The organism is Parablautia muri, from assembly GCF_009917485.1.
Lineage (GTDB): Bacteria > Bacillota > Clostridia > Lachnospirales > Lachnospiraceae > Suilimivivens > Suilimivivens muri.
The window spans coordinates 74,478-96,963 of record NZ_QZDT01000015.1 but is presented as its reverse complement, the minus strand read 5'-3'; the positions used below and the strand labels follow the sequence as shown (position 1 = coordinate 96,963).

18 protein-coding genes are annotated in these 22,486 nt (G+C 45.2%); 3 read left to right on the top strand and 15 right to left on the bottom strand.

What is annotated here, in order from left to right:
• Positions 1 to 3: 3 nt before the first annotated feature.
• From D5281_RS10880 to D5281_RS10845, 8 genes are all read right to left on the bottom strand, one after another.
• On the bottom strand, positions 4 to 1,506 hold the full coding sequence (locus tag D5281_RS10880; RefSeq protein ID WP_160560182.1) for an MBOAT family O-acyltransferase: 1,503 nt from the start codon (positions 1,504 to 1,506) through the stop codon (positions 4 to 6).
• A gap of 289 nt (positions 1,507 to 1,795) precedes the next feature.
• On the bottom strand, positions 1,796 to 2,707 hold the full coding sequence (locus tag D5281_RS10875; RefSeq protein WP_160560181.1) for a BadF/BadG/BcrA/BcrD ATPase family protein: 912 nt from the start codon (positions 2,705 to 2,707) through the stop codon (positions 1,796 to 1,798).
• Positions 2,708 to 2,743: 36 nt separating this feature from the next.
• A complete protein-coding gene (locus tag D5281_RS10870) occupies positions 2,744 to 3,820 on the bottom strand; it encodes an SIS domain-containing protein (protein ID WP_160560180.1) in 1,077 nt (358 codons plus the stop codon).
• A gap of 159 nt (positions 3,821 to 3,979) precedes the next feature.
• Positions 3,980 to 5,722, bottom strand: coding sequence for a glycoside hydrolase family 9 protein (locus D5281_RS10865; RefSeq protein WP_160560179.1), 1,743 nt, complete (start codon positions 5,720 to 5,722; stop codon positions 3,980 to 3,982).
• A gap of 31 nt (positions 5,723 to 5,753) precedes the next feature.
• A complete protein-coding gene (locus D5281_RS10860; protein WP_277935297.1) occupies positions 5,754 to 6,614 on the bottom strand; it encodes a carbohydrate ABC transporter permease in 861 nt (286 codons plus the stop codon).
• 13 nt (positions 6,615 to 6,627) lie between these two features.
• On the bottom strand, positions 6,628 to 7,488 hold the full coding sequence (locus tag D5281_RS10855; protein ID WP_160560178.1) for a carbohydrate ABC transporter permease: 861 nt from the start codon (positions 7,486 to 7,488) through the stop codon (positions 6,628 to 6,630).
• Positions 7,489 to 7,537: 49 nt separating this feature from the next.
• Complete coding sequence (locus tag D5281_RS10850) at positions 7,538 to 8,905, bottom strand: ABC transporter substrate-binding protein (protein WP_160560177.1); 1,368 nt, start codon at positions 8,903 to 8,905, stop codon at positions 7,538 to 7,540.
• A 22-nt stretch (positions 8,906 to 8,927) separates the two neighbouring features.
• A complete protein-coding gene (locus D5281_RS10845; protein ID WP_160560176.1) occupies positions 8,928 to 10,118 on the bottom strand; it encodes an MFS transporter in 1,191 nt (396 codons plus the stop codon).
• Positions 10,119 to 10,625: 507 nt separating this feature from the next.
• On the opposite strand from D5281_RS10845, the gene D5281_RS10840 reads away from it, so the two are divergent.
• The 3 genes from D5281_RS10840 to D5281_RS10830 are packed head-to-tail and all read left to right on the top strand — an operon-like array spanning position 10,626 to position 13,245.
• A complete protein-coding gene (locus D5281_RS10840) occupies positions 10,626 to 11,624 on the top strand; it encodes an SIS domain-containing protein (protein ID WP_160560175.1) in 999 nt (332 codons plus the stop codon).
• 2 nt (positions 11,625 to 11,626) lie between these two features.
• Positions 11,627 to 12,490: a PfkB family carbohydrate kinase gene (locus D5281_RS10835; protein WP_160560174.1), complete on the top strand. Its 864-nt coding sequence runs from the start codon at positions 11,627 to 11,629 to the stop codon at positions 12,488 to 12,490.
• A complete protein-coding gene (locus D5281_RS10830; RefSeq protein WP_160560173.1) occupies positions 12,490 to 13,245 on the top strand; it encodes a GntR family transcriptional regulator in 756 nt (251 codons plus the stop codon). The genes D5281_RS10835 and D5281_RS10830 overlap by 1 nt, the downstream gene beginning before the upstream one ends.
• 237 nt (positions 13,246 to 13,482) lie before the next feature.
• Here the strand turns inward: D5281_RS10830 and D5281_RS10825 are convergent, their stop codons facing one another.
• The 7 genes from D5281_RS10825 to D5281_RS10795 all read right to left on the bottom strand — a co-directional run bounded on the left by D5281_RS10825 (position 13,483) and on the right by D5281_RS10795 (position 22,414).
• Positions 13,483 to 14,400, bottom strand: a complete 918-nt coding sequence (locus tag D5281_RS10825; protein WP_330584951.1) for an ABC transporter permease — start codon at positions 14,398 to 14,400, stop codon at positions 13,483 to 13,485.
• The gene (locus tag D5281_RS10820) at positions 14,390 to 15,403 is read right to left on the bottom strand and encodes an ABC transporter permease (protein ID WP_160560172.1); all 1,014 of its coding nucleotides are present in this window, start codon (positions 15,401 to 15,403) and stop codon (positions 14,390 to 14,392) included. The genes D5281_RS10825 and D5281_RS10820 overlap by 11 nt, the downstream gene beginning before the upstream one ends.
• 49 nt (positions 15,404 to 15,452) lie before the next feature.
• Positions 15,453 to 17,477: a dipeptide ABC transporter ATP-binding protein gene (locus D5281_RS10815; protein WP_160560171.1), complete on the bottom strand. Its 2,025-nt coding sequence runs from the start codon at positions 17,475 to 17,477 to the stop codon at positions 15,453 to 15,455.
• Between the two features lie 620 nt (positions 17,478 to 18,097).
• Positions 18,098 to 19,663: an ABC transporter substrate-binding protein gene (locus D5281_RS10810; RefSeq protein ID WP_160560170.1), complete on the bottom strand. Its 1,566-nt coding sequence runs from the start codon at positions 19,661 to 19,663 to the stop codon at positions 18,098 to 18,100.
• A gap of 427 nt (positions 19,664 to 20,090) precedes the next feature.
• Complete coding sequence (locus D5281_RS10805; protein WP_160560169.1) at positions 20,091 to 20,804, bottom strand: ABC transporter permease; 714 nt, start codon at positions 20,802 to 20,804, stop codon at positions 20,091 to 20,093.
• A gap of 3 nt (positions 20,805 to 20,807) precedes the next feature.
• On the bottom strand, positions 20,808 to 21,617 hold the full coding sequence (locus D5281_RS10800; RefSeq protein WP_160560168.1) for an ABC transporter ATP-binding protein: 810 nt from the start codon (positions 21,615 to 21,617) through the stop codon (positions 20,808 to 20,810).
• Complete coding sequence (locus D5281_RS10795) at positions 21,614 to 22,414, bottom strand: MerR family transcriptional regulator (RefSeq protein WP_160560167.1); 801 nt, start codon at positions 22,412 to 22,414, stop codon at positions 21,614 to 21,616. Before D5281_RS10795 ends, D5281_RS10800 begins: the two co-directional genes overlap by 4 nt.
• Positions 22,415 to 22,486: the final 72 nt, after the last annotated feature.

The window sequence follows — 22,486 nt, the reverse complement described above, 5'->3', positions numbered from 1 at the left end:
CTCCTAAAACTGAAAATAAATAAAATTGGCAGCATCATATGTTGAGCCCCAGATTCCAAATACAAAAAGCGCAATAATTGCAGCATCTATAATCAGCCATCGGATCCACACATACTGTTTGGCTATCACTTCCCTTATAGCAATATGCTTTGATTTACAAAAATCTACTATCATCAAAAGAATAATTCCATAAATCATCAGCCAAAAATTTTTTTGATCCAGTCCACAATAGTAAATAGAGCCTTCGAATAAAATCCATGCATTTTTTGTTGTAAACATAGCCTTAATTACTTTAACAGCGTCCGCCATACTCTCCGCCCTGAAGAATATCCATGAGAAATCAACCAATATAAACGTTGTCAATATCCGGATTAACTTATGCCCCAAGGATTCTTTATCTAATTTAAGCAAGGTACCTGCCTTATATCTGACTGGCTGCAGAATTTCCCCAATGATTTGGTAAAGCCCGTTTAGCCCTCCCCAGACGACAAATGACATAGACGCCCCATGCCACAATCCACTTACAAGAAATACAATCAATTTATTTATGTATTTTCTCACTTTCCCCTTTCGGCTTCCGCCTAACGGTATATATAAATAATCTTTAAACCAGGATGTAAGAGAAATGTGCCACCTTCTCCAAAAATCGGATACGGAACCGGCCAAATACGGAGATTCAAAATTATCCATTAGCTCAAAACCTAATATTTCAGCCGTACCCATAGCAATTACGGAATATCCTGCGAAATCACAATAGATTTGAAATGCAAATAAGACTGTTGCAACTACTATGTAGCAGCCGGCAAAAGTTGTAAGATCTCCATATACGGAATCAACAAAAATTGCAATCCTATCCGCCAGCACCACCTTTAAAAAATATCCCCACAGCATCAATAATAAGCCGTCCCTTGCTCTTTCAAATTCAAATGGCCGGGGAGTGGAAATTTGCTTCAATAAATTTTTTGACCTTTCAATCGGGCCTGCTACTAACTGTGGAAAAAAAGATACAAACAACGCATATTGAAAGAAATTCTTTTCTGCACATATTTCATCACGGTAAACATCCATGATATAACTTAACGCTTGAAATGTAAAAAAAGAAATGCCAACCGGAAGCACTACATCAATCGGAGAAACATACAAATACAAATCAAGCTTTATCAGTGAAAAAAGCTTTGTTAATATTGCCAGGCCGAAATTGAAATATTTGAAATAAAATAAAACAATCAAATTTAATGCAAAACCGCCTGCCACAATTATATTTTTCAGATTTTTTTCTTTGTTTTTTTGATATCCTCCAGATTTTACTTTTTCAATGAGTAATCCACTTACATAGGTAACAATGGTAGCGTATAAAATCAGAAATATGTATTCGGCATTCCAACACATATAAAAGTAATAACTTGCTGCCAATAACCAATATGGCTTTATTTTCCGTGGCATGATAAAATAGACCAACGTAACAATCGGAAAAAATATTAAAAACTCAGCAGAATTAAATAGCATAATTGCCTCCGAACAATTTTTATCTATTCTCTAGTTTATCACAAAACTCTAAGTTTTCAACAACTTAAAAGCGCACCGTAATAACTCCCGCTCCTTTTCGACCTTCATGCCAGAACATAGAAAATAATTGAATTTGAGAAAAAGAAGACACAATAAAAATTACCCGGCAAAACCGGGTAAAAAATTTTTGTTTTTAATTGTCTGCTTAACGGGCAGCACACCAAAATCTAATTGTAATATCTTTATGAATACTATGCATTCCGTGCTTCCTGCCCAACAAGTTAAGGCGTTACCTTTGCGCCACCTCCAGTGCAATCTCAACCGCCTGCTTTTTCGGAATCCTGATTTCCACATTGGGAATATGCTCTCTCACCAGCTGGGCCACTCCTTCTTCCACCATTTGGTTTTTGCAAAGCACGCTCCCCCAAAAAATAAGCGTCAACGTATCCTTCTTGTCTACGGTCATTTTACAGTAATTATCCCAGGCGATTTTGTAAAGTTCGTCTATGGTCTCCTCCAAAATCTTCCGGGCAGTTTCGGAGCCCGCCTCCATGGCTTTCTCCGCCAAAGGCGCTAAATCGGCAATGGCATTTTTGGTCATAATATTGGCGTTTAACATATTATTTAAAACCTCCAAATCGGAAATCCCGGTAGCTTCATAAAACATCTGATATAATATTTCATCACCCCTTCGTCCGTCCAGGTAATCTCCTGCCGCCTTCACGATCTTAAGGCCGATGTGGAAACCGCTCCCTTCATCGCTCAGAATATGGCCCCAGCCTCCTGTGCGGACCATAACACCGTCCCTGCTTAGACCAAAAGAGATAGAACCGGTCCCGCCAATCAGTATCATGGAAGGCGCCCTGTATACCTGCAGAAAAACCTCGCAGTCATTGAACACAAACAATTTGGAGTCCCTAAATCCCATCCCCAGGAAAATCTCTCTGACACTCTCCCGCAGGGCCTCGGAGTCAATTCCCGTAGCCGCCACGCAAATACCTTCGCACTCTGCGGGCTCCAATTTCCTCTTTTTCAGTACTGGAAACACCAGATCTTCATATTTTCTCTGAGCTGTTTCCTCTCCCCCGGAAAAAATACTGACTCCTGCGGATTGGAAACGTTCCAGCACCTGCCCTTTGTCATCGCTCAAAATAATCCTTCCGCTGGTTCCTCCTATATCCAAACCTGCATAATATTTCATGAACGCCCTCCTTTGCCCCGAACCTGATACCTGTCCTTATTGAATACCGTTTTCGTTTTTCGCCTTGATTTGCATCACAGCATCCAGTCCCATAAATTTCCGGGAACCTCTGCCGGTCAGCCCTAAGTTTTCCGTAACCGCCGCACTGATTACCTGCATGGGCAAAATCTGTTCAAATGGCTGGGTATACCACTTCCCGGTCATCTTTAACAGGCAGTCCCGTCCGTCCTTTGATTCTTCCAGCCCCACCGTGTACACCGATTTACAAATGTCCCGGTGGTATTTTACCAGACGCTGCATTCTTTCATAATCGGAGTCATCCGGTGTGGGCAATAAATAAAATCCGCTGACATTTTCGCTAAGGGAACTGGCCGGGCCGTGCAAAAATTCTTCAAATTCATAAGCCACTCCCGGAATAAGCAAAGTTTCCATCACCTTAAGGGCGCCTTCCGCCGCAATCTTTGCCCCCTGCCGTTTTCCGGCCACATAGATTAACTCCATCTTACCCATCATTTCCATATTCTCCTGCACCCATTGTCTTGTGCGCACAATGTTTTCAGACAGATATTCCGAAGCCTGGGTAAGTCCTTCCACATATTCCTCATACGCCTGCCCGGAAATTTCCCCGGAGCGCTTTCCTTCCTCCAAAGCCATCAAATAAAGGGTAAGGAGGGTAATCGTGTAACCTTTGGTTTTAGGTCCAACGGTCTCCTCCCCGCAGGGAACCTCCATATAACGCTCTCCTTTGCTGTTGGCATAGCCATAGGGATTTCCCGTCATCACAAGGGTAGGAACCCCATGAAGCTTTTCAAATACTTCAAGGATATTGGTTGAGTTTCCTCCCTGGGATATGACAACTGCCAAGGGATTTAAGCCCTGAAGCTTTTCCACCTGGGAAGGCACAATCACGCTGACCGGTTTTGCAAGAATCTTTTCCATAAAAGGAGCGGCGGCGCACGCCACATTGTAGGAAGTGCCGCTGGCAATCAGACAGATTTGCCCCGGATTATTTTTCACTGCCATATCACAAAAAGCGGCGGCTATTTCCTTCCCGCGTGGGAGAACCTTCCGGAACAATTCCGCCTGCTCTGCAATGTAGTCCATCATTACCATAATTCATTCCTCCATTTGGTTCTATTTTTTGAATCATGTTAAAGCTTCGGACAGCACCTTTGCGAGCTGTCCTTATGTTAAACAAACGTTGCCTCGTTCTTTGGCCTTTATTGTAAAAAACGCGCAGCCTGTGCGCATTGCCGGGCCGTGGATAACGTTTTATTCTTTCTTTAAAGCCGTTGCATAGATAAACCAGCTTCCATGGGGAATCCACTGCTCCGCCCAGCGCCAGTTGTCGTTTATCTCCGAAGTCGGATGCTGCACAAAAGCGATTCCCTCCTCATCCGCAGGAGCGCTTGTGATACCGTTCACAATACCGCCCGGACAATTGATAAAATCATATCTGTTTTTGAAGAAATACTGGATGTTATTTCTGCCATATCCTTCTATCATGCAGCTGTCAAAAGGATTCAACCCCATGATCCAGTCAAGCGTATCCTGGGCCATACGGCGGCAGCGGACCCCCAGCGTTTCATCCGCCGTCACATAGGAAAGCTCCATGCTGGCTGCTGCAATAGACGCAATGCGCGCGTTGTCTCCCTGCCACCAGGGAGCCGCCGTACTGCTGTGGGGGAAGAAAAACTTTTCTACAATCTGATTTCCTTCCTTACTTTCCAGAACAGGATATCCAAAAGGATTGGAGCGATTATCCGTTACCATGAGTTTCCATCTCATGATATCCTCCGCATATTTCACCGCCTCCGCTTTCCTTCCATCTTCCGGCTCTATCTCCGCATACTGCAGCAATGCAACCACAGGCATCCCCTCGTCAGCAGCATGATAATAGGGAACCTCTTTCGTCACTTCCAGCCGTTTCAGTCCGCTGCCGGTGGGCGTTGTGCGGGCATAAATTTTCTTTGCCATTTGGCGGGCTTTTTGAAGATAATCATATTCTTTTGTGGTGATATATAGCTCGGTAACTGCCATCAAGGCGCAGTATTCATCCACCAGGTTCCATTTTCCATCGTTCACATAACGCTCATTGTTTTCAGACAAATAGGTCCATGCTGATTTTGCGGCCTGTATGTATTCCTTTTGCGTATGCTCCCCACTGGGATAGTAATTCCGTCCTGCTATGGCAAGGGCGGCAATTGCCAATCCCCCGCCGCTTCTTAGGCTCACCTCATAATTTTCATCGCCTATCATTTCTTCCCCTGCAGTCTCGGCAACATCACTGAACTGGTCACTGCTTCGTTTGTACTCAAACCCAATCCTGCGGGTGCCTTCCACACTGGCCAGTGCATCGCTCCGGTTTATGGAGCGGAAAAAACTTCCGGAGGGCGCGCGCATACGCATCACAAAATCCGCTCCAAAAAAGCCTTCATCCAGCATCCGGCGTTTCAGCATGGAGTATTGCTCATTTTTACTCTCCGTAAGAAAGTCGTGGGCTTTAAAAAAGGTATAAGCGCTGAAGGGAATTTGTTGGGGATTATGATAAGCGCTGTGGGAGAGATGGGAAAAATGAATGCCGTAATCTCCCGTGGCATCATACCATCCCCCATGAGCGTCCACCTCTCCTTCTCTTGGCCCCTTAAAGGGCAGACTTTTATCATCCACCAACCATTCACCGCTGGAGCGCTGGGCCTTGAAATAGTAGCTTACGGCGTTCAGCATTCTCATTGTAACCAGACATTTACTGATTTCAAATTCCTGGGAATAATGCTCCCCCACCTGTATGCGGTATGTCCCCTCCAACGTAATCTGGGAAAAATCCGCCCGGTAGTAAATGCCCGTATTCCAGTTAGCCACCGGGCCAACCAAAACCGGAACGCCGGTATATATCTTATTTCCTTTCAAATCCAGCACCGAGAATGCTTCCGCTCTTTCTTCTTCCCGGCATTTTATTACCGCTTTCTTAGGCCCCGCCGCGCTGTAACCTATATGATTCGTCAGAATATCCATTCATCAAACTCCTCTCTCTTATCAAACCTTCTTACCCCTTAACGGCTCCCGCCGTAAGGCCGGAAACCACCTGTTCCTGGGCAAATATATACAAAACCAGAGGCGGAAGAATCGTCACTACAATAGCGGCCATCATCGCGCCATAGTCCGTGCCAAACATATTGCTTACCATGGAAAGTATAACACAAATCGGTTGTTTGGAGCGCTCTGAAACATAAACCAGGGAGGTAAACAAGTCATTATAGCTCCATATAAAAACCATGATTGCCACTGTTGCCAGCACGGAGCGGCACAGGGGCAGAGAAATATAGGTAAATATCTGAGGAACGCTGGCCCCGTCAATAACCGCCGCCTCGTCCAGCTCCATAGGAAGGGAGCGCATAAATCCCTGTACCATAATAATGGAAAAGCACAGATTCCCGGCAGTCTGCGGCAATATCGCCGCTATACGATTTCCATGTACAAAGGGAATATTACTTAATGTAACAAAATTGGGTATGACAGTTGCAAAACTGGGAACCAGCAAACAGGCGGTAAGCACTGCCATAATGTACTTCCCCATCTTGTTCTCCATACGCCCCAGCGCAAAGGCTGCCATACTGGAAACTGCCACAACCAGTACAACCACTGCGCCGGAAATAATAAAACTGTTCAAAAACGCTTTTGGAATGTTTACGTCCGGGTAACTCATAATGGAAATAAAATTGGCTAAGCTAAGTGAAGCCGGCCATTCCAAACTGTTGCGGAGAATCTCATCAGATGGTTTAAAACAGTTTATCACAACCCAGTACAGGGGAAGAAATGTCATGGCCGCCCATCCAAACATAAGGAGCCATTTAAACATAACGATAATCCATCCTATGGGAGTGTGCTGCGGTATTTTGCTTTTCATCGGGCTCCTCCTTTCAATACGTTTCTTTTGGTTCTAAAATCCTGCGCGTGACAGTTGACAGCAATACGCCGAAAGCAACCATTACAATCGCGATGGCGCTGGCGTAGCCGCCGTTATAATTGCGGAACGCCGCGCTATACATGTAAGTGCTGAGCAGCTCGCTGGAATTCATAGGTCCTCCGCCTGTGATGACGTAGACCATATCAAACACCTTAAAGCACCCGGAAATGACCAAAATCACCACCGAAGTAATCACATCGCGAATCATGGGAATTGTAATATAAACGGCTTCCTGAAAGGGAGTGATGCCGTCCAGCTTCGCGGACTCGCTGATTTCCCCAGGGATTTTGGACATCCCTGTGAGGAAAATAACGAAGTAAAACCCTACATATTGCCACATAATCGGAATCGTAACCAGGAAAATAGATGTTTTTTCATTGATCCAAACCTGTTTTTCCCCTCCGAACCAAAGGATGATCAAATTCAGCAGACCGTACTCGTAACCGTAAATCAGCCGGAACATCAGCCCTATAGCAGTGGCAGAGATTAGAATCGGAATAAAATATACCGTGCGCAGAAACTTAAACATCTTTTTTGTCTTTGAAACCAAAATCGCCAACAGGAGCGATACTCCTACCTGGAATAAAAAAACCCCCGCCATCATAATAAATGTGTTCCGAAACGCAACCAGGATCACCGGATCATGGAATAAACGATCATAATTGGCTAATCCTGCAAAGCTCTGCTTTGGTGAAAAATTTTTCCACGATGTAAAGCTGTAATATATCGTCCGAAACAGCGGATAAATCAAAAACGTTAGAATAAACACCGCTGCAGGAGCCAAAAACAGGTAAAAATATTTCTTGCTCTTCATGGCAAAACCTCCTCCCTTTTTGGAAACCGCAAGATTGCGCTAGCCTTTCTTATTCTTCATTCAGGCTGCGGGATTGTGCCAGAATATCTTCCGGAGAACTTTGCCCTGTGGCAATATACTGGATACCCGGTTCCGTCATATTAAGCCATGCCTCGCGCACCACCTGGCTGTCGCAGGCAGCCACAAATTTAGTTGCCGTATTTAACATATCGTTTGCACTGATTTCAAGGGGGCTTGCACCTTCGGGCGCGTCACATGTAATGGCTGAACTTCCACCTACCGCAATCATACGGGTCATAACCTCCGGGCTGGTCATGTATTTCAAGAAATGAAGGGTGACATCATCCCGCTCCGCTGCCTCTTTGCTCATGTACCATCCGCTTCCGAAGCCTGAAAGAGCCACATCACTGCCTCCTTTGCCGCCAGGAAGGGCCGGCATAGTAATCATACGCATATTTTCATTATCTTTCAGTCCGGAAACTGTCCAGGAGCCATTGATCATCATCGCTGCCTTGCCATCCGCAAAAAGGACACGGATATCGTCTTCTGTCATTGTCATACAGTCGGCCGGGAAAGCACCTTTGTCATACAAATCTTTCATTGCCGCCAGAGCCGGCGCCCAGGAATTATCAAAATAATCCTTCTGTCCCTCTGCGCCTACCTGGGCCAGAATCAGCTGCTCTACCATGTAGCTTGGTTTCATCAGCGAAGTAGCAAAAGGAACAATATCATTCTCCACAAACACATCGATGCAGGCTTCTATGTTTTCCCAGCTGGTGGGTTCTTCCAGGCCATACTGGTCGAACAGTTCTTTATTATAGAACATTCCTTCAAAATAGCCGATGTATGGGATGCAATACTGCATTCCGTCTTCGTTACGTCCTGCTTCCATAGCGCCCTCTTTCAGATTGGCGCTCCATTCAGGATCCGCATCCATATAAGGCTTCAAATCCACAAACAATTCCGAATCCAAAGGCATTTTTGATTCTTCACCATTGTAATACAGCATCAAATCAGGGGGTGTCTTTGCCGCTACATCGGATTGCACCTTGGTACGGAATAAATCCTGTGTACCGGAGGTAGGCTGGCTCTCATCTACGATGGTAACGCCGGGATGCGCTGCCATATAATCGTTGATCACTTCCTTATATACCGGAGCCCACTGATCAGACCCTGCCAAAAAAGTAACCACGCGGATTGTCCCTTCATCCTCTGCCTCTGACTCCTTTGACATTTCCGGCGCTTGCTGTTCATCCGCCGCATCCATCTCCTCCTGGCCCGAAGCTTCTTCCGTTGCCGGAGCATCTGCGCTTTCACCGGAACCGGAATCTGAGGCGCCTCCGCATCCGGCCAGCAAACCAATGCTCATAGCGCAGGTTAGTGCCGCTGCCAGAATTTTTTTCATTTCTTTCTTCATATTTTTTTCCTCCTTTTTATTTTTAACGAAGGCTTACGCCATCGCTAAGTTCCTTGATTTTTCTGCTCCAAATTACAAATATGGCCGTTCCTGCCCCTATCAAGATGCTGCTAAAAAGCATCATCTTATCCGCCCCCATGTATTCGCTGATAAAACCGCCTACTAAGCCAAACAGTATCCGGGAAACCACATTTCCAATCAGTACGTTCAGCGTCTGTCCCGTAGCGCGCATATCCTTTGGCACTGTTTTCCCGATATAAGTGATAATACAGTAAGAAAAGCTGGTGTATCCTATGCCGTGAAGCAGATTGACCGGCACAATCAGCGCAGGCGTCTTTAAAAAGAATAACAGCAGCCAGCGCAGAGCCGTCACACTTCCCGCCATTACCAACGTTCTCTTGATTCCCAGCTTTTCTGTAATACGGTGTATCAGTATCAGCATGGGGATTTCGGAAACCGAGCTGGCAAACATCATAATACCCACCAGAGAACTATTGCCGCCTACCGCATCCGAAGTAAAATAAATCGCGTAAAAATTATGATAAAAATTAAGGCCGATAGAGAAAGACAGATTAAACAAAATCAATCCTACCAACGGCTTATTCCGAAGCAGTTCCCAATAGGAAGACTTATTCTCCTTTGTCCGGAAACCTTCAATCTTTGGCAGCTTTAAGCATATCAACCGGCAGATTGTCAAAAATGCCGCAACCATGCAGAAAATAGGACGGTAATTATCCTGCAAAAAGAAACCAATCACCAGGACGGTAAGGCAGTAGCCAATGGTTCCCCCTATGCGCACCTGCCCGTAATCCCACCTTTTGTCTTCCAGATATTCCAGAGCAAAATTATCCTGTAAGGGCATCAACGGATGAAAGAAAACGGAAAACAAAGTAACCGCCGCTGCCAAAAATAAAAAAGAACTGTTCAGATAAAAGATGAGCGCGATAACAGCTGCTCCTATATATAACAACTGCAAAACACTATTTTTCGTTTTAGTCCTATCGCTAATCAGTCCCCAAAAGAGCTGTGCGCACAAGATGCCAATCGTGGAGATCGATACCGTCATTCCAATCTGGCTCTCGCTAAGTCCCACAGAACTTAAATAAAGATTTACATAGGTATTGTAAATGGCCTGGCCCGCGTAAAAGAGAAAAAACAAAGCAAACAAAGGAACGGGAAATCTGTCCTGCTTTTCATTCGTCTGAACACTCATTAGCGCTGCCTCCTTTACATTTTTGGCTCTACGGTCCGAAATTATGTCCGTCGAAATCTATCATTGTCTACTGTTCTCACAATTGATACATAGCACTTGCTTTGTGCTTTTGATGTATTGTAATTACATTATGATAATAAAAATCATATTATAGTTTGACTTTTAAGTCAATACTGAATTAATTACAGTTTTGACCAATAGTTTTTAGGCATTTTGTACAAATCATCATTTTTATACAAATATTGCTTAGAACAAATTTACTATTATATATAAAATAGAACGTAATAATTATCCGAATCACAAATAATTCACTTGGCGAGATCAGCTAATTTCCAAGGAAGTTCACCTTTATATTCTTTGAAACAACCTGTTTTTTTCAAAAATATTGACATAACTCTAACGCGCTATTATAATATTGTTATTACAATAGACCTGTAAGCAACGACGGCAAGAAAAATACCCCGTTGTCTGCAAATGGGGTTTTTATAAAAGATAGGAGAAAGCTCTATGATTAATTTTAACGAATCACAAATAATTGAAAACGCACATTACATTTACCAGCAGCGCAGCAAAATTGAGGCAATTGCAGATGAAATCTGCGAAAGAGGCTTTGACCTTCTTTTTTTTACATCCTCCGGCGGTTCCATGTCCATGCTTTCGCCTTTTGATTTCTGGCTCAATTACACCTCCAATTTGCCTACGGCGGCCATGCTCTCCGCCGATTTGCTGATTACTGGCTGCAACCGGTTAACCGAAAATTCCGTGGTATTCATGACTTCCAAATCCGGAGATACAAAAGAAACTATGGATGCGGCGCAATATGTAAAAAATAAGGGCGCTTTCATTGTATCTGCAGTGGGCGTGGAGAACTCTCCGTTAGAAGCGGTCTCCGATGCCACAATACTTTACGCCGCAGGACGCCCCCAGGAATTGATTTTTTACCTGTTAATCGGGAAAATTCTATATAATAAGGGTTTCTTTCCGGCCTATCCGGATTTCGCCCATAATATGAAAAATTTAGGCGCCGCACTGGCAGATGTCCGCAAGCAGGCAGACGAAAAATGCAGACAGTATGCCGCCTCTTATCATCAGGAGCCTTACAATATCTGGATTGGTTCCGGGGATTTATGGCCCATGGCCTACTCTTATTCCATGTGCGTGTTGGAAGAATCTCAGTGGATTCCAACAAAGTCCGTCAGTTCCCCTGAATTTTTTCACGGAACTTTAGAGCTTTTGGAAAAAGATGTGTGCGTAACTTTGCTGCTCACCGAAGGCCCCACCCGCACAATGGATGAGCGTGTAAAGCGCTTTGCGCAAAAGCACACAACCAAGCTGACCTGCTTTGATGCCAGGGACTATCAGCTCCCCGGCATTAAGGACGAATACCGCTCTTTGCTCTCCCCTGTTGTTATGGCGGCAGTCCTTCAGAGAATCAGCAAAAATATTGAAGTGATTACCTCTCATAGCCTCGACATCAGAAGATATTATAGAAAGGGCGAGTATTGATTATGAAATTTCTTGGCTTAGGTGATAATTCTATCGACTATTATGTAAACAAAGGCGTCATGTATCCGGGCGGCAATGCAGTCAACACTGCCGCCCATGCGGCCCTTTTGGGCCATGAAGCCGCTTATCTGGGAAATTTCGGCGATGATGAGTATGTCCAGCTTATCCGATCCGGCCTGGATTTTGCCGGCGTTTCCTACCTGCTATGCCCCGTTGTCAATGACAGCCACACCAAAATATGCCATTATGAAATGATAGATGGGGAACGGCGTTATCTTGGTGTTGACACAGGGGAACTATGGTCCGGCCCCATCAAACTGACGCCGGAAATTTTAAATTCCATAGGCAAGTATGAGTTGATTCACAGTTGCGCTTATGCTAAAATAGCTAATGAAGTTTACAAGCTTTCTGCCTTACCGGCAGTCTTCACCTACGATTTTTCGGAAAAGGAAAAATACCACACATCGGAATATTTGGATCTAATTTGTTCGGACTTGGATTTGGCCCTTTTTTCCTGCAGCCACCTCGGTGATGGGGAAATGATGGATTTTACCCGCATGGTCCATCGCCATGGCGCCAGACATGTACTGATTACAATCGGAAACCGCGGCCAATATTTTTCCAATGGTTCTATCGGTATCCGGAATCCGGCCAATTATGTTAAGGCCAGGGATACCACAGGCGCAGGCGATGCATTTTTAGCCTGTTTCGTAACAAAACTTTACGAACAAGGCTGGCGTAAAGGGCAGATCATGCCGGAGAAACCCGTCCGCGCAGCCCTGGAGGCTGCCGCTGTTTATTCCTCTGAAAACTGCAGGAAGGAGGGCGGTTTCGGTTACAGAGCTATGAAAAAGGAGAATTGCTGATGACCAATGCCATCTCGTTGATTACCATAGATAAATATAATCAGGTTCCGCTTTATTTTCAGGTAAAAGAATCTATTCTCTCAGCTATCCGCAGCGGAAAATTCCTGCCCGGCGACAAGCTCCCAACTGAGGAAGAACTATGTAAAGAATTTGGCATATCCAGACCGGTTGTCCGGCAAGCCTATGCCGAATTGACAGCCGAGCATATTATTGAGCGTAAGCGCGGCCATGGAAGCTATGTAAAACAAATGAATATTTCCAATATGAATTTCCATCACCTTATGAATTTTGAGGAGGAAATGAAGATACTCGGCAAAAAACCGGGTACCCAATTGATTCGCGCCGAAGTGATTCCTTATGACAAAAATATATATGATCCTCTGGGCTTGGAGAAAGAAGAACCCTGTTTTTTGATTCTCCGTGTCCGTTATGCGGATCACCAGCCTTTTTCATTGATTTCCAATTATATTTCACTGGCCAGGTTCCCGGGTTTGGAGCGCTTTGACTTTGCGGTGGAATCCCTTTACCAGACACTTGAAAATCATTATCATACCAAGATATACAAGGCCAATCGGACTATGCGTTCCCAGATTATCGATCCTACCGCCGCCAACCTGCTTCGTACCCCAAAACAGTCTGCGGTGCACATTGTTACCAGCATCGATTATGACAGCCTTGATAAGCCCGTGGGAATGTCCATAGAAGTTTTTCCGGGTGAAACCCATGAATTTAGTTTTACGGTATATCGGCGCTGACTGCCGTAAAATGCCCTAATGACGATTTGAAAGGGAATCTTTTCAGAAAACAAAAATTTTATAGCTGCTGATGTGAAGCTCCCATACTCTGGGAGTTTTATATTTGATTTCTATTTGTTACAATTTCTTCCACCCAGCTTACAATCTCACCCGATAATTCCAGTGCTTCTTTTGCATGTTTTCCTCAAGAAACTTCGTGAAAAGTAACCATGTATAAAAACTTTAACCACCTTAACCCTACAAATTACTCTCACTTCCTCCCACTCCCCGCTTCAGGGCGCTGCCAAGGTTGGTAATGCACACCAAGGTTGCAACCAAGAACACACCCGGAAAAACAATCATCCACCAGGCGCCGGATAAAAGCGCCTGGTCCGCCAGGGTAAGCATGCTCCCCCAGGAAATAATGTCAAGGGGCAGACCAATCCCCATAAAGCTTAACGTTGACTCCGATAGAATGGCGCTGCGCACATTCATCACCACCATAAACATAATCGCAGAAATGAAATTGGGCGCTAAATGATTCCAAAGCACATGAAAAAAGCCGGCCCCCATACACTTTGACGCTATCACATATTCACTGCCCCGTATCTGCCTTACCTCCGTGCGTACCACCTTTGCAATACTTGCCCAGCCGGTGATGCCAATGACAAAAGAAATGCTCCATACATTTACCTGACCCAGAACCGCCTGCAGCAAAACCACTAAAAGCAGGTTTGGCACGCTCAGCAATATTTCCGTAAACCGCATAAGCAGCATATCCAGCCATCCGGGCGCAAGGCCGCTGACTGCCCCGAATATAATGGCTGTCAAAGTGGAAATTGCCGTTGCCAAAAAACCAATCAGCAGAGAAATCCGTCCTCCATACCAGAGCATCGAAAACAGGTCCCTTCCCATGGTATCCGTGCCAAACCAAAATTCCTTATCCGGCCTGTGGCTGTAGTTTGCCAAATCCATATAAAGAGGATCCTTTGGCATAAAAAGTTCACAGCCAAGACACCCCAGCACAATCACAGCCAGAAGGCAGAAGGAAAGCGCCGGCTTTTTGGAATACCTCTTTGCCAACTTCCCACTCCCGGCTGCCTTTCGGGATTCTTCCGCCCAGGATAAGGGCGGCGCATACGCTGCTCCCACCAGCTCAAACAATTTATCCTCCAAACCCTTCCACCTCCGATGTTTCGTTTTCCCTGCCCGGCCTGATGCGGGGATCTATCTGTTCATTGATTGTCTGTGCCGCCATATTACACAAAATAACTACCCCGCCGGAAATCATGCACAGCACCATCAGCAGGTTGTAATCCTTAAATCTGGCACTTTCATAGGACAGCGTTCCAATCCCCGGATAGGAAAAAACCGTTTCTATAATATAGGTTCCCCCCATAATATGCGGAATCGAAATTGCCATGATGCTTAGATACGCCGGCATAACATTCCTTAAGCACTGCCCAAACATGATCTTACACTTGCTTAGTCCTTTCGCCTTGGCTAACAGCACATAATCGGCCCTGACTTCCTCTAAAATCTTATTGCGAATCATAAAGGCATAGTACCATAGATGCCCCGTCACCACAATCGCCATGGGAAGAACCAGATGTAAAATACGGTCCCCTATCTCTCCCTCGCGGCCCGCCGTGTAAGCGCCGCTGCTGGGCAGGATACGCAGATAAACCGCAAAAATGAGAATCAGTACCAAACTCAGCCAAAATTCCGGTATGCAGCTTGTAACGATACCTATTTTGCAAATCATCCTGTCAGGGAACCGGTCTTCATACCACGCACACAATATCCCTAAAAACAGCGCCAGCACAAAAATAAGGATAAAGCCAATCCCCCCAAGAATCAATGTGTTGCCAATTCGTCCTCTGATGACTTCCATCACATCCATCTTATATTTGTAGGAAATGCCAAAATCTCCCTGTATGGCGCCCTTGGCCCAACGGATATACTGTACAAAAACCGGGGCCCTAAGACCCAGCCTTTCCTCCGCAAAGGCCCTCTCTGCCGGGGTCATCTTCTCAGCCCGCTCCCCGTAATAGGATACCAGCGCGTCTCCCGGCGCAAGGCGGGCAATGTAAAATACCACAAAGGATAAAACCGCCATACTTAAGATAAATCCCAGCGCTTTCCTGCCATAATAAAAATATATTTTTTTCCCGCTCATCCGCCATTTCCTCCCTCTGCCGGTTAACGCCTCAAAATTACAATTGCTGTCAAGCATTCTTAAGGACAAAGTGCATGGGCCCTACTTCCACCATTTCCCCTTTTTCAGGCCACTTTATTTCATCAAAATCAGGTGATTTTCTGTCCTTCTCGAGACGGGGGTCAGGGATGGGGATTGCCGACAAAAGAGCCTTTGTATAGGGATGTACAGGGGTTTTAAAAAGGTCTTCCGTTTTAGCCTCCTCCACCAGTCTGCCCTGGTACATCACGCCCACCCGGTCGCACAAATAGCGCACCACCGATAAATCATGGGCAATAAACAAAAAAGTAAATCCATGCTCCTTTTGCAGATGCTTAAAAAGATTAATAATCTGCGCCTGTATGGAGACATCCAGCGAAGCAATCGGCTCATCCGCCACTAAAAGCTCCGGCTCCATAGAAAGCGCCCTTGCTATGGCAACCCTCTGCCTCATACCGCCTGAAAGCTCCGGAGGATATTTGCTCAGATAAGAAGCGTCCATGCCCACATATTTCATCTGGAACTCCGCCTCTTTATGGTAACTTCCCCGGGGAGTTTTGATATGGTGGATGCGCATCGGCTCCTCAATAATGCGGGACACCTTCATACGCTGGTTCAGGCTTGAAGCCGCGTCCTGGAAAATCAGCTGCCTGCTTGCCTCCAGCAATCTCCGGTTGGCCTTCACCTGCTCTTTATCACATATATTGATTCCCTGATACAAAATCTTTCCTCCCGCAGGCCTGTAAATGTTCATGACACAGCGCGCAACGGTGGATTTTCCGCAGCCGGATTCTCCCACAAGGCCAAAAACCTCCCCTTTTCTGATTTGAAAAGAAATGTCATTCACCGCAGGAATCACCGTCTTTTTTCCCAGCTTAAATTGATGGGTCAAATGCTGCACATCCAAAATCACTTTGTCCCCATTTTCCCCCTCCTTACCGGCAGTGCGCTGTTCTGATAAAGACTTTCGTATGTAAATCTGCCGGTAACCATTCGGCGCAAAGGTCCCCAGCCCGGTCAGAGGGCTTTCCACCTTAGGCGAACGCATATCCAATAGCCAGGTGGCGGCATAATGGGTATCACTTATCTGAAACATGGGCGGTTCTTCTTTATAGTCAATTGCAAGGGCAAATTCATTGCGGCATGCAAAGGCATCTCCCCTGGGCATCTTTAGAAGATTAGGCGGCATGCCGGGAATGGTATATAATTCTTCATCAGGCCTGGCAAATATAGGAAGCGAACGCATTAGTCCCCAAGTATAAGGGTGTCTTGGGTCATAAAAAATTTCTTCCGCCCGTCCAATCTCAACAATTTTGCCCGCATACATCACAGCCACACGATCCGCCGCCCGGGCCACCACCCCTAAATCATGGGATACAAGTATCGCAGCCATCCCAAGTTTTCTTTGTATTTCACAGAGCAGATCAAGAATCTGCGTCTGAATCGTAACGTCAAGGGCTGTTGTAGGCTCGTCTGCAAATAAAATCTGCGGTTCCCCTGCCAGCGCTATCGCCATAACCAGGCGCTGACGCATCCCCCCTGAGAAATGATAAGGATACAGCTCATATCTTTCCTTTGGCTGCTTGATCCCCACAAGCTCCATCAGCTCAATCACCCGCCTGTAAATATCCTCCTTTTTCATTGGCAGATTTTTTCCCTGACCCTTACCGCGTTTTTGCCCCTTATAATGGACAGCCACCGCCTCCGCAATCTGCTCTCCCACCGGAATCGTTGGATTGAGCGTTGTCATAGGATCCTGAAAAATCATGGAAAAGAAATTTCCCCGTAACTTTCGCATGTCCCGTTCCCGGTACCTTGTAACATCCGTCCCATTTGCCAAAATCCTTCCTTCTTTTATCCGGGCATTTCCTGGCAGCAGCTTCATAATGCTTTTGCACAGAACGCTTTTTCCGCATCCCGACTCTCCCACAATGGCTAATATCTCCCCCTTTTTAAGGGAAAAAGAAGCGCTTCTGACAGCCTTCACTTCACCTGCGGGCGTATCAAAGCTTACGGATAAATTTCTTATCTCCAAAAGTTCTTCTATCGTACTCATTCTTCATACATTCCTAACGCACACTTATTCCTATTTTGCAGTCAATGTTTTACAATCATTTCCCTATTTTGTCGCAATGGATGTCTCATTTCACAGGGCAGCTTACTACAACAAATGCTATCATACTCCGCAAACCGGATTCTTGCAACAAATACTGTCATGCCCCACAAGCCGGCTTTTTGTAACAAGATAAAGGGCCAGCTGGCCGACCCTTTATAAGGAACTATCCTAAGATGCCGCTAATTTATTATTTTACAACTTTTTTCGATCATTTGAACCATAAATTTTTTAACACACGTAAATCAAATTTCAAGGATGCTGTGTGCTGGCAAGCAAAACACCAGCTCAGACGGTAAAATATTACTTGAACTGACCTTATAAAAACGCCACGTATTTATACGTGTGCGCTTAGCGAGGTTCTGCATGAGCTTAGCGTCTGTTGCGTTTTTATAGAGCGAAAGCGCGTCAGTGAAGGTAATATTTTTCCGTCTGAGCGTGGTTTTATTTAGTCTTGCACACAGCATCCTTGAAAATTGATTTCCGTGTTTATAACATCAAATAGAATGTAACAGTTCAGCCTTTCGGCTTCCCTGTTACGTAATCTCCCCATTCAGGCAGACTTAATTGTCTATCGTCCATTCATATATATTCCAGAAAATCCCTACCCCGTGATGCCCCATGACCGTATCGGTGGAAATTCCTGAAATTCCGGCATTCGCCACATAATCCGCATCAATATAGCAGATAAAGGCAAAGGCCGGATCCTTCGCCAGCTCCTCCTGGAATTTATCATATGCCTGTCTGCGCACCTGCTCATCATCAGACCTGCGCGCCTCGGTCAGATATCTGTCAACCAGCTCGTTGGAATAGCCGTTATAATTTGCCCTCTTATCTGTGCCAAACACTTTATAAGTGTGGTCATCCGCATCAAAGGGGCTGCCCCATCCAATCAAATAAGCCTGCTGTCTTCCCCAATCCACCACTGTCGGGACCTCCACATTCACATCAAGGCCAATTTCCTTAAGCTGCTGCGCCGCTGCCTGTGCAATGTCAAGCCGCACCTGGTCGCCGGCGCCCACGCTGATGGTAAAGCCAAGCTTTTCCCCATCTCTGTCATAAAACCCGTCCTCTCCCATTTCGCAGCCTGCTCCCTCTAAAAGCTCCTTGGCCTTTTGGGGATCATAGTCATAGTGTTCTACATCCCCGTTATCATAAATGTTTCTCTGGAGCGGCCCATAAGCAACAATCCCATGTCCTAAAACCACTGCGTCCAAAATCGCTTGTCTGTCTATTCCATAACAGATTGCAGGAATGATATCCCTGTTCTTTGTCCAGTATTCATTCCAAAAATTAAACAAAATTCCCCTGTAATCAGAAGTTTTCATGTGATAAACCTGATAGCCCTCCCTATCTGCAAAGCTCTCGGAATCTCTGGGCGTAAGCAGAGCAAGGTCAAGCTCACCGCTTTGCATCTGCAGGGTTTTTGCATTGTCGTCCGGAACGATTTTAAAGATTACCTTGTCAATGTTGGCAGCACCCTTAAAATAGTCTTCATTTTTCACAAGGGTTATGGCCTGCCCTTCGTCCCAGCTCTCCAGCTTATAGGGTCCTGTGCCCACAGGGGACCGGAAAAAGGCTGACTCCTGCATATCCTCCCCCTCAAGTAAGTGACTTGGCAGCACCGCCATGGTCATATAATCCAAAAACGCTACATTAGGAGCCGCCAGTTTAAAAGCAATCGTCACATCATCTATCACTGTGATTTCTTCCACATCCTCAAAATTAGGCGCATTTTCCGAACCGTTTTCCGGGTCCATAATCGCCTCAATGGTAAACTTCACATCCTTAGCTGTAACCGGTTTGCCGTCATGCCATTTTACCCCTTCCCTCATATGGAAGGTGTATATATTGCTTTCGTCATCAAACTCCCAGTTTTCCGCTAAGCCCGGAACCACCTTGTTCTCACCGTCATGGGCTGTTAAGCCGTCAAAAATCAAAATATTAATCTCGCCATGCTCATCCATAGCCGGATTGATGCGGGTGTAATCGCCGCTGCCATATACCAGCGTTGTTCCCTCAATTTCCTGTTCCATCGCATCACCTTGCATGTTTCCTTGCCCGCTGCCGCATGCCGCCAGAGAAAAGATCATCATAAAAGAAAAAAGAACCGCAATTATTTTTTTCATATCCGCCCTCCATGTTGCCATAACTTTTTAAAGCAGAAAAAAACCATTTGACATGTATTCTTACACGTCAAACGGCTTCTGCCATTTACATACATAATATGAAACCCAATAACATCCATTCAGCTTTTCACTTCTGAAGCTTAACTTTCCGGTGCATTCTTGCACCCTGTTGCCTTCATGACAACATACTCTCTCACACTCCGCGGGCCAGCTTAACGTAACAAACACCGCCACGCTCCGTGAAACAGCTTTTTACAGCAAAAGTATTGTAACGTGAAAATTTCGGACTGTCAATAGCTGCATCCTGATAATTATGGAAATAAAACAAAAATTTATACTCTATTATCCAGTAAATATCCCGCTTTGTAAGCGTCAAAGCTCAGGCAGTCTAAGGCCGATAAAGTATGGAAACTCTCGTATAGTTTTATTATTTATCAATCTTGTGCAGCAGTACAACACACAGACAAACAGCCAAAACAAAAATCACTGACAATGGCAACAGCTTGTCAAATTGAAAAGCGCTATCTGTCATCAGCCCGTATCCCCATGAAGCCGGAAACGCTTTTCCCATTGTTTTAAATATTGGGGGGAGCATTTCAACCGGAAACATAATCCCCGAAAGCATGGTGGAGGGAACAAAAACAATGATGGAAAACATGGAAGTTTTCGCCTGGTCTTTTACAGCCAAACCAATGATACTGGCTATGCTGAGCGATACCACAATAAAAATGGCAAGGAAGATAAAGTACATCCCCGGTTTTTTTGGTATTTGGGCATTGAACGCAAGCGGCGCAGCAATATACAGGATCATGCTCATAAGAAGCAGATGAACAAACGCCGATATATTGGTCAATGCAATACCCAGGTATAATGGAACACCGTTCGCTTTATAAACCTTTTTTATATCGCTGCTATAAATTTCAACAAGGGAAGGAGGCAGGCCAATCAGCGCGCCCATCGTCACACCAAATACAGTCATAGATTGAATCAGTGTATCCCTTGCTTCTGGCAGAACCGATGTGAATATGCCGCCCATGATTGCAAAAAATAGTAAAGGAACAATATAGCAGGTAATGAGTAATGTCTTACTCCGTATATCTAACTTCCACTGTAAAGAAACTCCATATAAAAAAGCGCCCATTTCTCATTCCCCCTTTGCAATTTTCATAAAGTGCTGTTCCAATGAACCGCGGTCAATCTGAATATCTAAAATCGTTTCCCCTTTTTCCCTGTACTCTGTAAGCAGTGCAAGTAAAGTTTCCCCGATATTATCAGACGCATATTTTCCAGTGCCGGATTCGGTTTGAATGGTGATGGTATAGTGTTTCCCCACTGTTTCATTCAGCTGCTTGATGGTTCCAATAAAGGAAATCCTGCCTCCGGAAAGAATGGCCATCCGATCACACAAATTCTCAACCTCGGCCATATCGTGGCTTGTTAATATGATTGTCTTTCCAGCTTCTTTTAACTGCCGGATTTGTTCATGTAAAGACACCCGTCCTTCAACGTCAAGCCCTGCGGTTGGTTCATCCAGGAAAAGGATATCCGGATTCCGCATCAGGGCAAGGGCCAAATGAAGCCGCCTCTTCTGGCCGGTGGATAATTGATAATACTGCTTTTGGGAAAAGTCAAGGATGCCAAGAGCGCCAAGCATTGTATTATCAAGCGCAACTTTATTCCATTTTGCAAACAGCTTAACAGCTTCTAATGCTTTCATATGCCCCGGCAAAGAAGCCGATTGTAATTGGATGCCCACCTTGCCAATTATAGCGATGTTTCCGCTGTCATATTTTCTTAGGCCCTCGATACATTCAAGCAGCGTAGTCTTACCTGCGCCGTTTACGCCAAGCAGAGCAAAAACCTCACCCTGCCGTACGCAAATATCTAAGCCATTCAGCACAAGATGCGTTCCGTAACTTTTCTTTAAGCTGCTTATTTTTATAGCTTCGTTCATTCTCCGCCCTCCTGAAATGGATCAATGCCTGATTGGGAAAAGTAAAAACCCAATGCCTGCTCAACATAACGATTGGCAAGGTTTTGCTTCTCTTTCCATTTTGGGTCTGTACCCTCAAATCGCCCTAATTCAATGAGCTTTGGGAGCATACTCATATCTCCGTCTGTGAAATCCATTATCATATCCCAATAAGCTTTTGCAAAGCTCTGCCCCTCATCACTGTCCCCAGGAACACCCGCATTTTGGAGCCTTATCGCTTCATTTTGAAGCTGTATGAAGGTGTCCATGAATACCCTTCCGCTGTCCTTATCAAAACGGCTGCGGATGTGGTCAAGGGTCTGGTCATCAAAGTGTTTAATCAGCCAATAAAAATCATTTTCCATCTGCAGATTCACAATGATGTCGGCGTACTTTTTGAAATTGACCGACTGCATTTGAAGGACTTCTTCCCGTAACCCTTCCAGCTCCCGCAACGATTCGGACAGGCTCTCTATTTTTTGCCGGACAGCAACCGCTTGTTTTTCCAAAACATCAGCAATTTCAGCCGGTGTATCAAGGGAAATCAGCCGGTTCTTTATATCGTCCAGAGAGAAACCTAAACGTTTGAGCGATAAGATCTGATGTAGTTTTACCATATCCTTATCTGTATATAGCCTGCGGCCTCCTTCGCTCATGGTGGAAGGCGAAAGCAATCCTGTCCTGTCATAATGCTGTAATGTGCGTACGGTGACGTCCATCTTTTTTGCCGCTTCGCCAACCGTCATATAGCCTTGTGGTATCGCTTTATATTTGTCCATGTCACACCTCCTGCTCATAGTGTATCTCATTACCCTACGTCACAAGCAAGTGTTTTAAGAAATTTTTTTGGG

Bases quoted from the DNA above. Each gene is read 5' to 3' on its own strand.
- D5281_RS10810 (WP_160560170.1), bottom strand. From the start codon at position 19,663: ATGAAAAAAATAATTGCGGTTCTTTTTTCTTTTATGATGATCTTTTCT.
- D5281_RS10800 (WP_160560168.1), bottom strand. From the start codon at position 21,617: ATGAACGAAGCTATAAAAATAAGCAGCTTAAAGAAAAGTTACGGAACG.
- D5281_RS10795 (WP_160560167.1), bottom strand. From the start codon at position 22,414: ATGGACAAATATAAAGCGATACCACAAGGCTATATGACGGTTGGCGAA.
- D5281_RS10815 (WP_160560171.1), bottom strand. From the start codon at position 17,477: ATGAGTACGATAGAAGAACTTTTGGAGATAAGAAATTTATCCGTAAGC.
- D5281_RS10805 (WP_160560169.1), bottom strand. From the start codon at position 20,804: ATGGGCGCTTTTTTATATGGAGTTTCTTTACAGTGGAAGTTAGATATA.
- D5281_RS10875 (WP_160560181.1), bottom strand. From the start codon at position 2,707: ATGAAATATTATGCAGGTTTGGATATAGGAGGAACCAGCGGAAGGATT.
- D5281_RS10820 (WP_160560172.1), bottom strand. From the start codon at position 15,403: ATGAGCGGGAAAAAAATATATTTTTATTATGGCAGGAAAGCGCTGGGA.
- D5281_RS10835 (WP_160560174.1), top strand. From the start codon at position 11,627: ATGAAATTTCTTGGCTTAGGTGATAATTCTATCGACTATTATGTAAAC.
- D5281_RS10870 (WP_160560180.1), bottom strand. From the start codon at position 3,820: ATGGTAATGATGGACTACATTGCAGAGCAGGCGGAATTGTTCCGGAAG.
- D5281_RS10855 (WP_160560178.1), bottom strand. From the start codon at position 7,488: ATGAAGAGCAAGAAATATTTTTACCTGTTTTTGGCTCCTGCAGCGGTG.
- D5281_RS10845 (WP_160560176.1), bottom strand. From the start codon at position 10,118: ATGAGTGTTCAGACGAATGAAAAGCAGGACAGATTTCCCGTTCCTTTG.
- D5281_RS10840 (WP_160560175.1), top strand. From the start codon at position 10,626: ATGATTAATTTTAACGAATCACAAATAATTGAAAACGCACATTACATT.
- D5281_RS10850 (WP_160560177.1), bottom strand. From the start codon at position 8,905: ATGAAGAAAGAAATGAAAAAAATTCTGGCAGCGGCACTAACCTGCGCT.
- D5281_RS10860 (WP_277935297.1), bottom strand. From the start codon at position 6,614: ATGAAAAGCAAAATACCGCAGCACACTCCCATAGGATGGATTATCGTT.
- D5281_RS10865 (WP_160560179.1), bottom strand. From the start codon at position 5,722: ATGGATATTCTGACGAATCATATAGGTTACAGCGCGGCGGGGCCTAAG.
- D5281_RS10830 (WP_160560173.1), top strand. From the start codon at position 12,490: ATGACCAATGCCATCTCGTTGATTACCATAGATAAATATAATCAGGTT.
- D5281_RS10880 (WP_160560182.1), bottom strand. From the start codon at position 1,506: ATGCTATTTAATTCTGCTGAGTTTTTAATATTTTTTCCGATTGTTACG.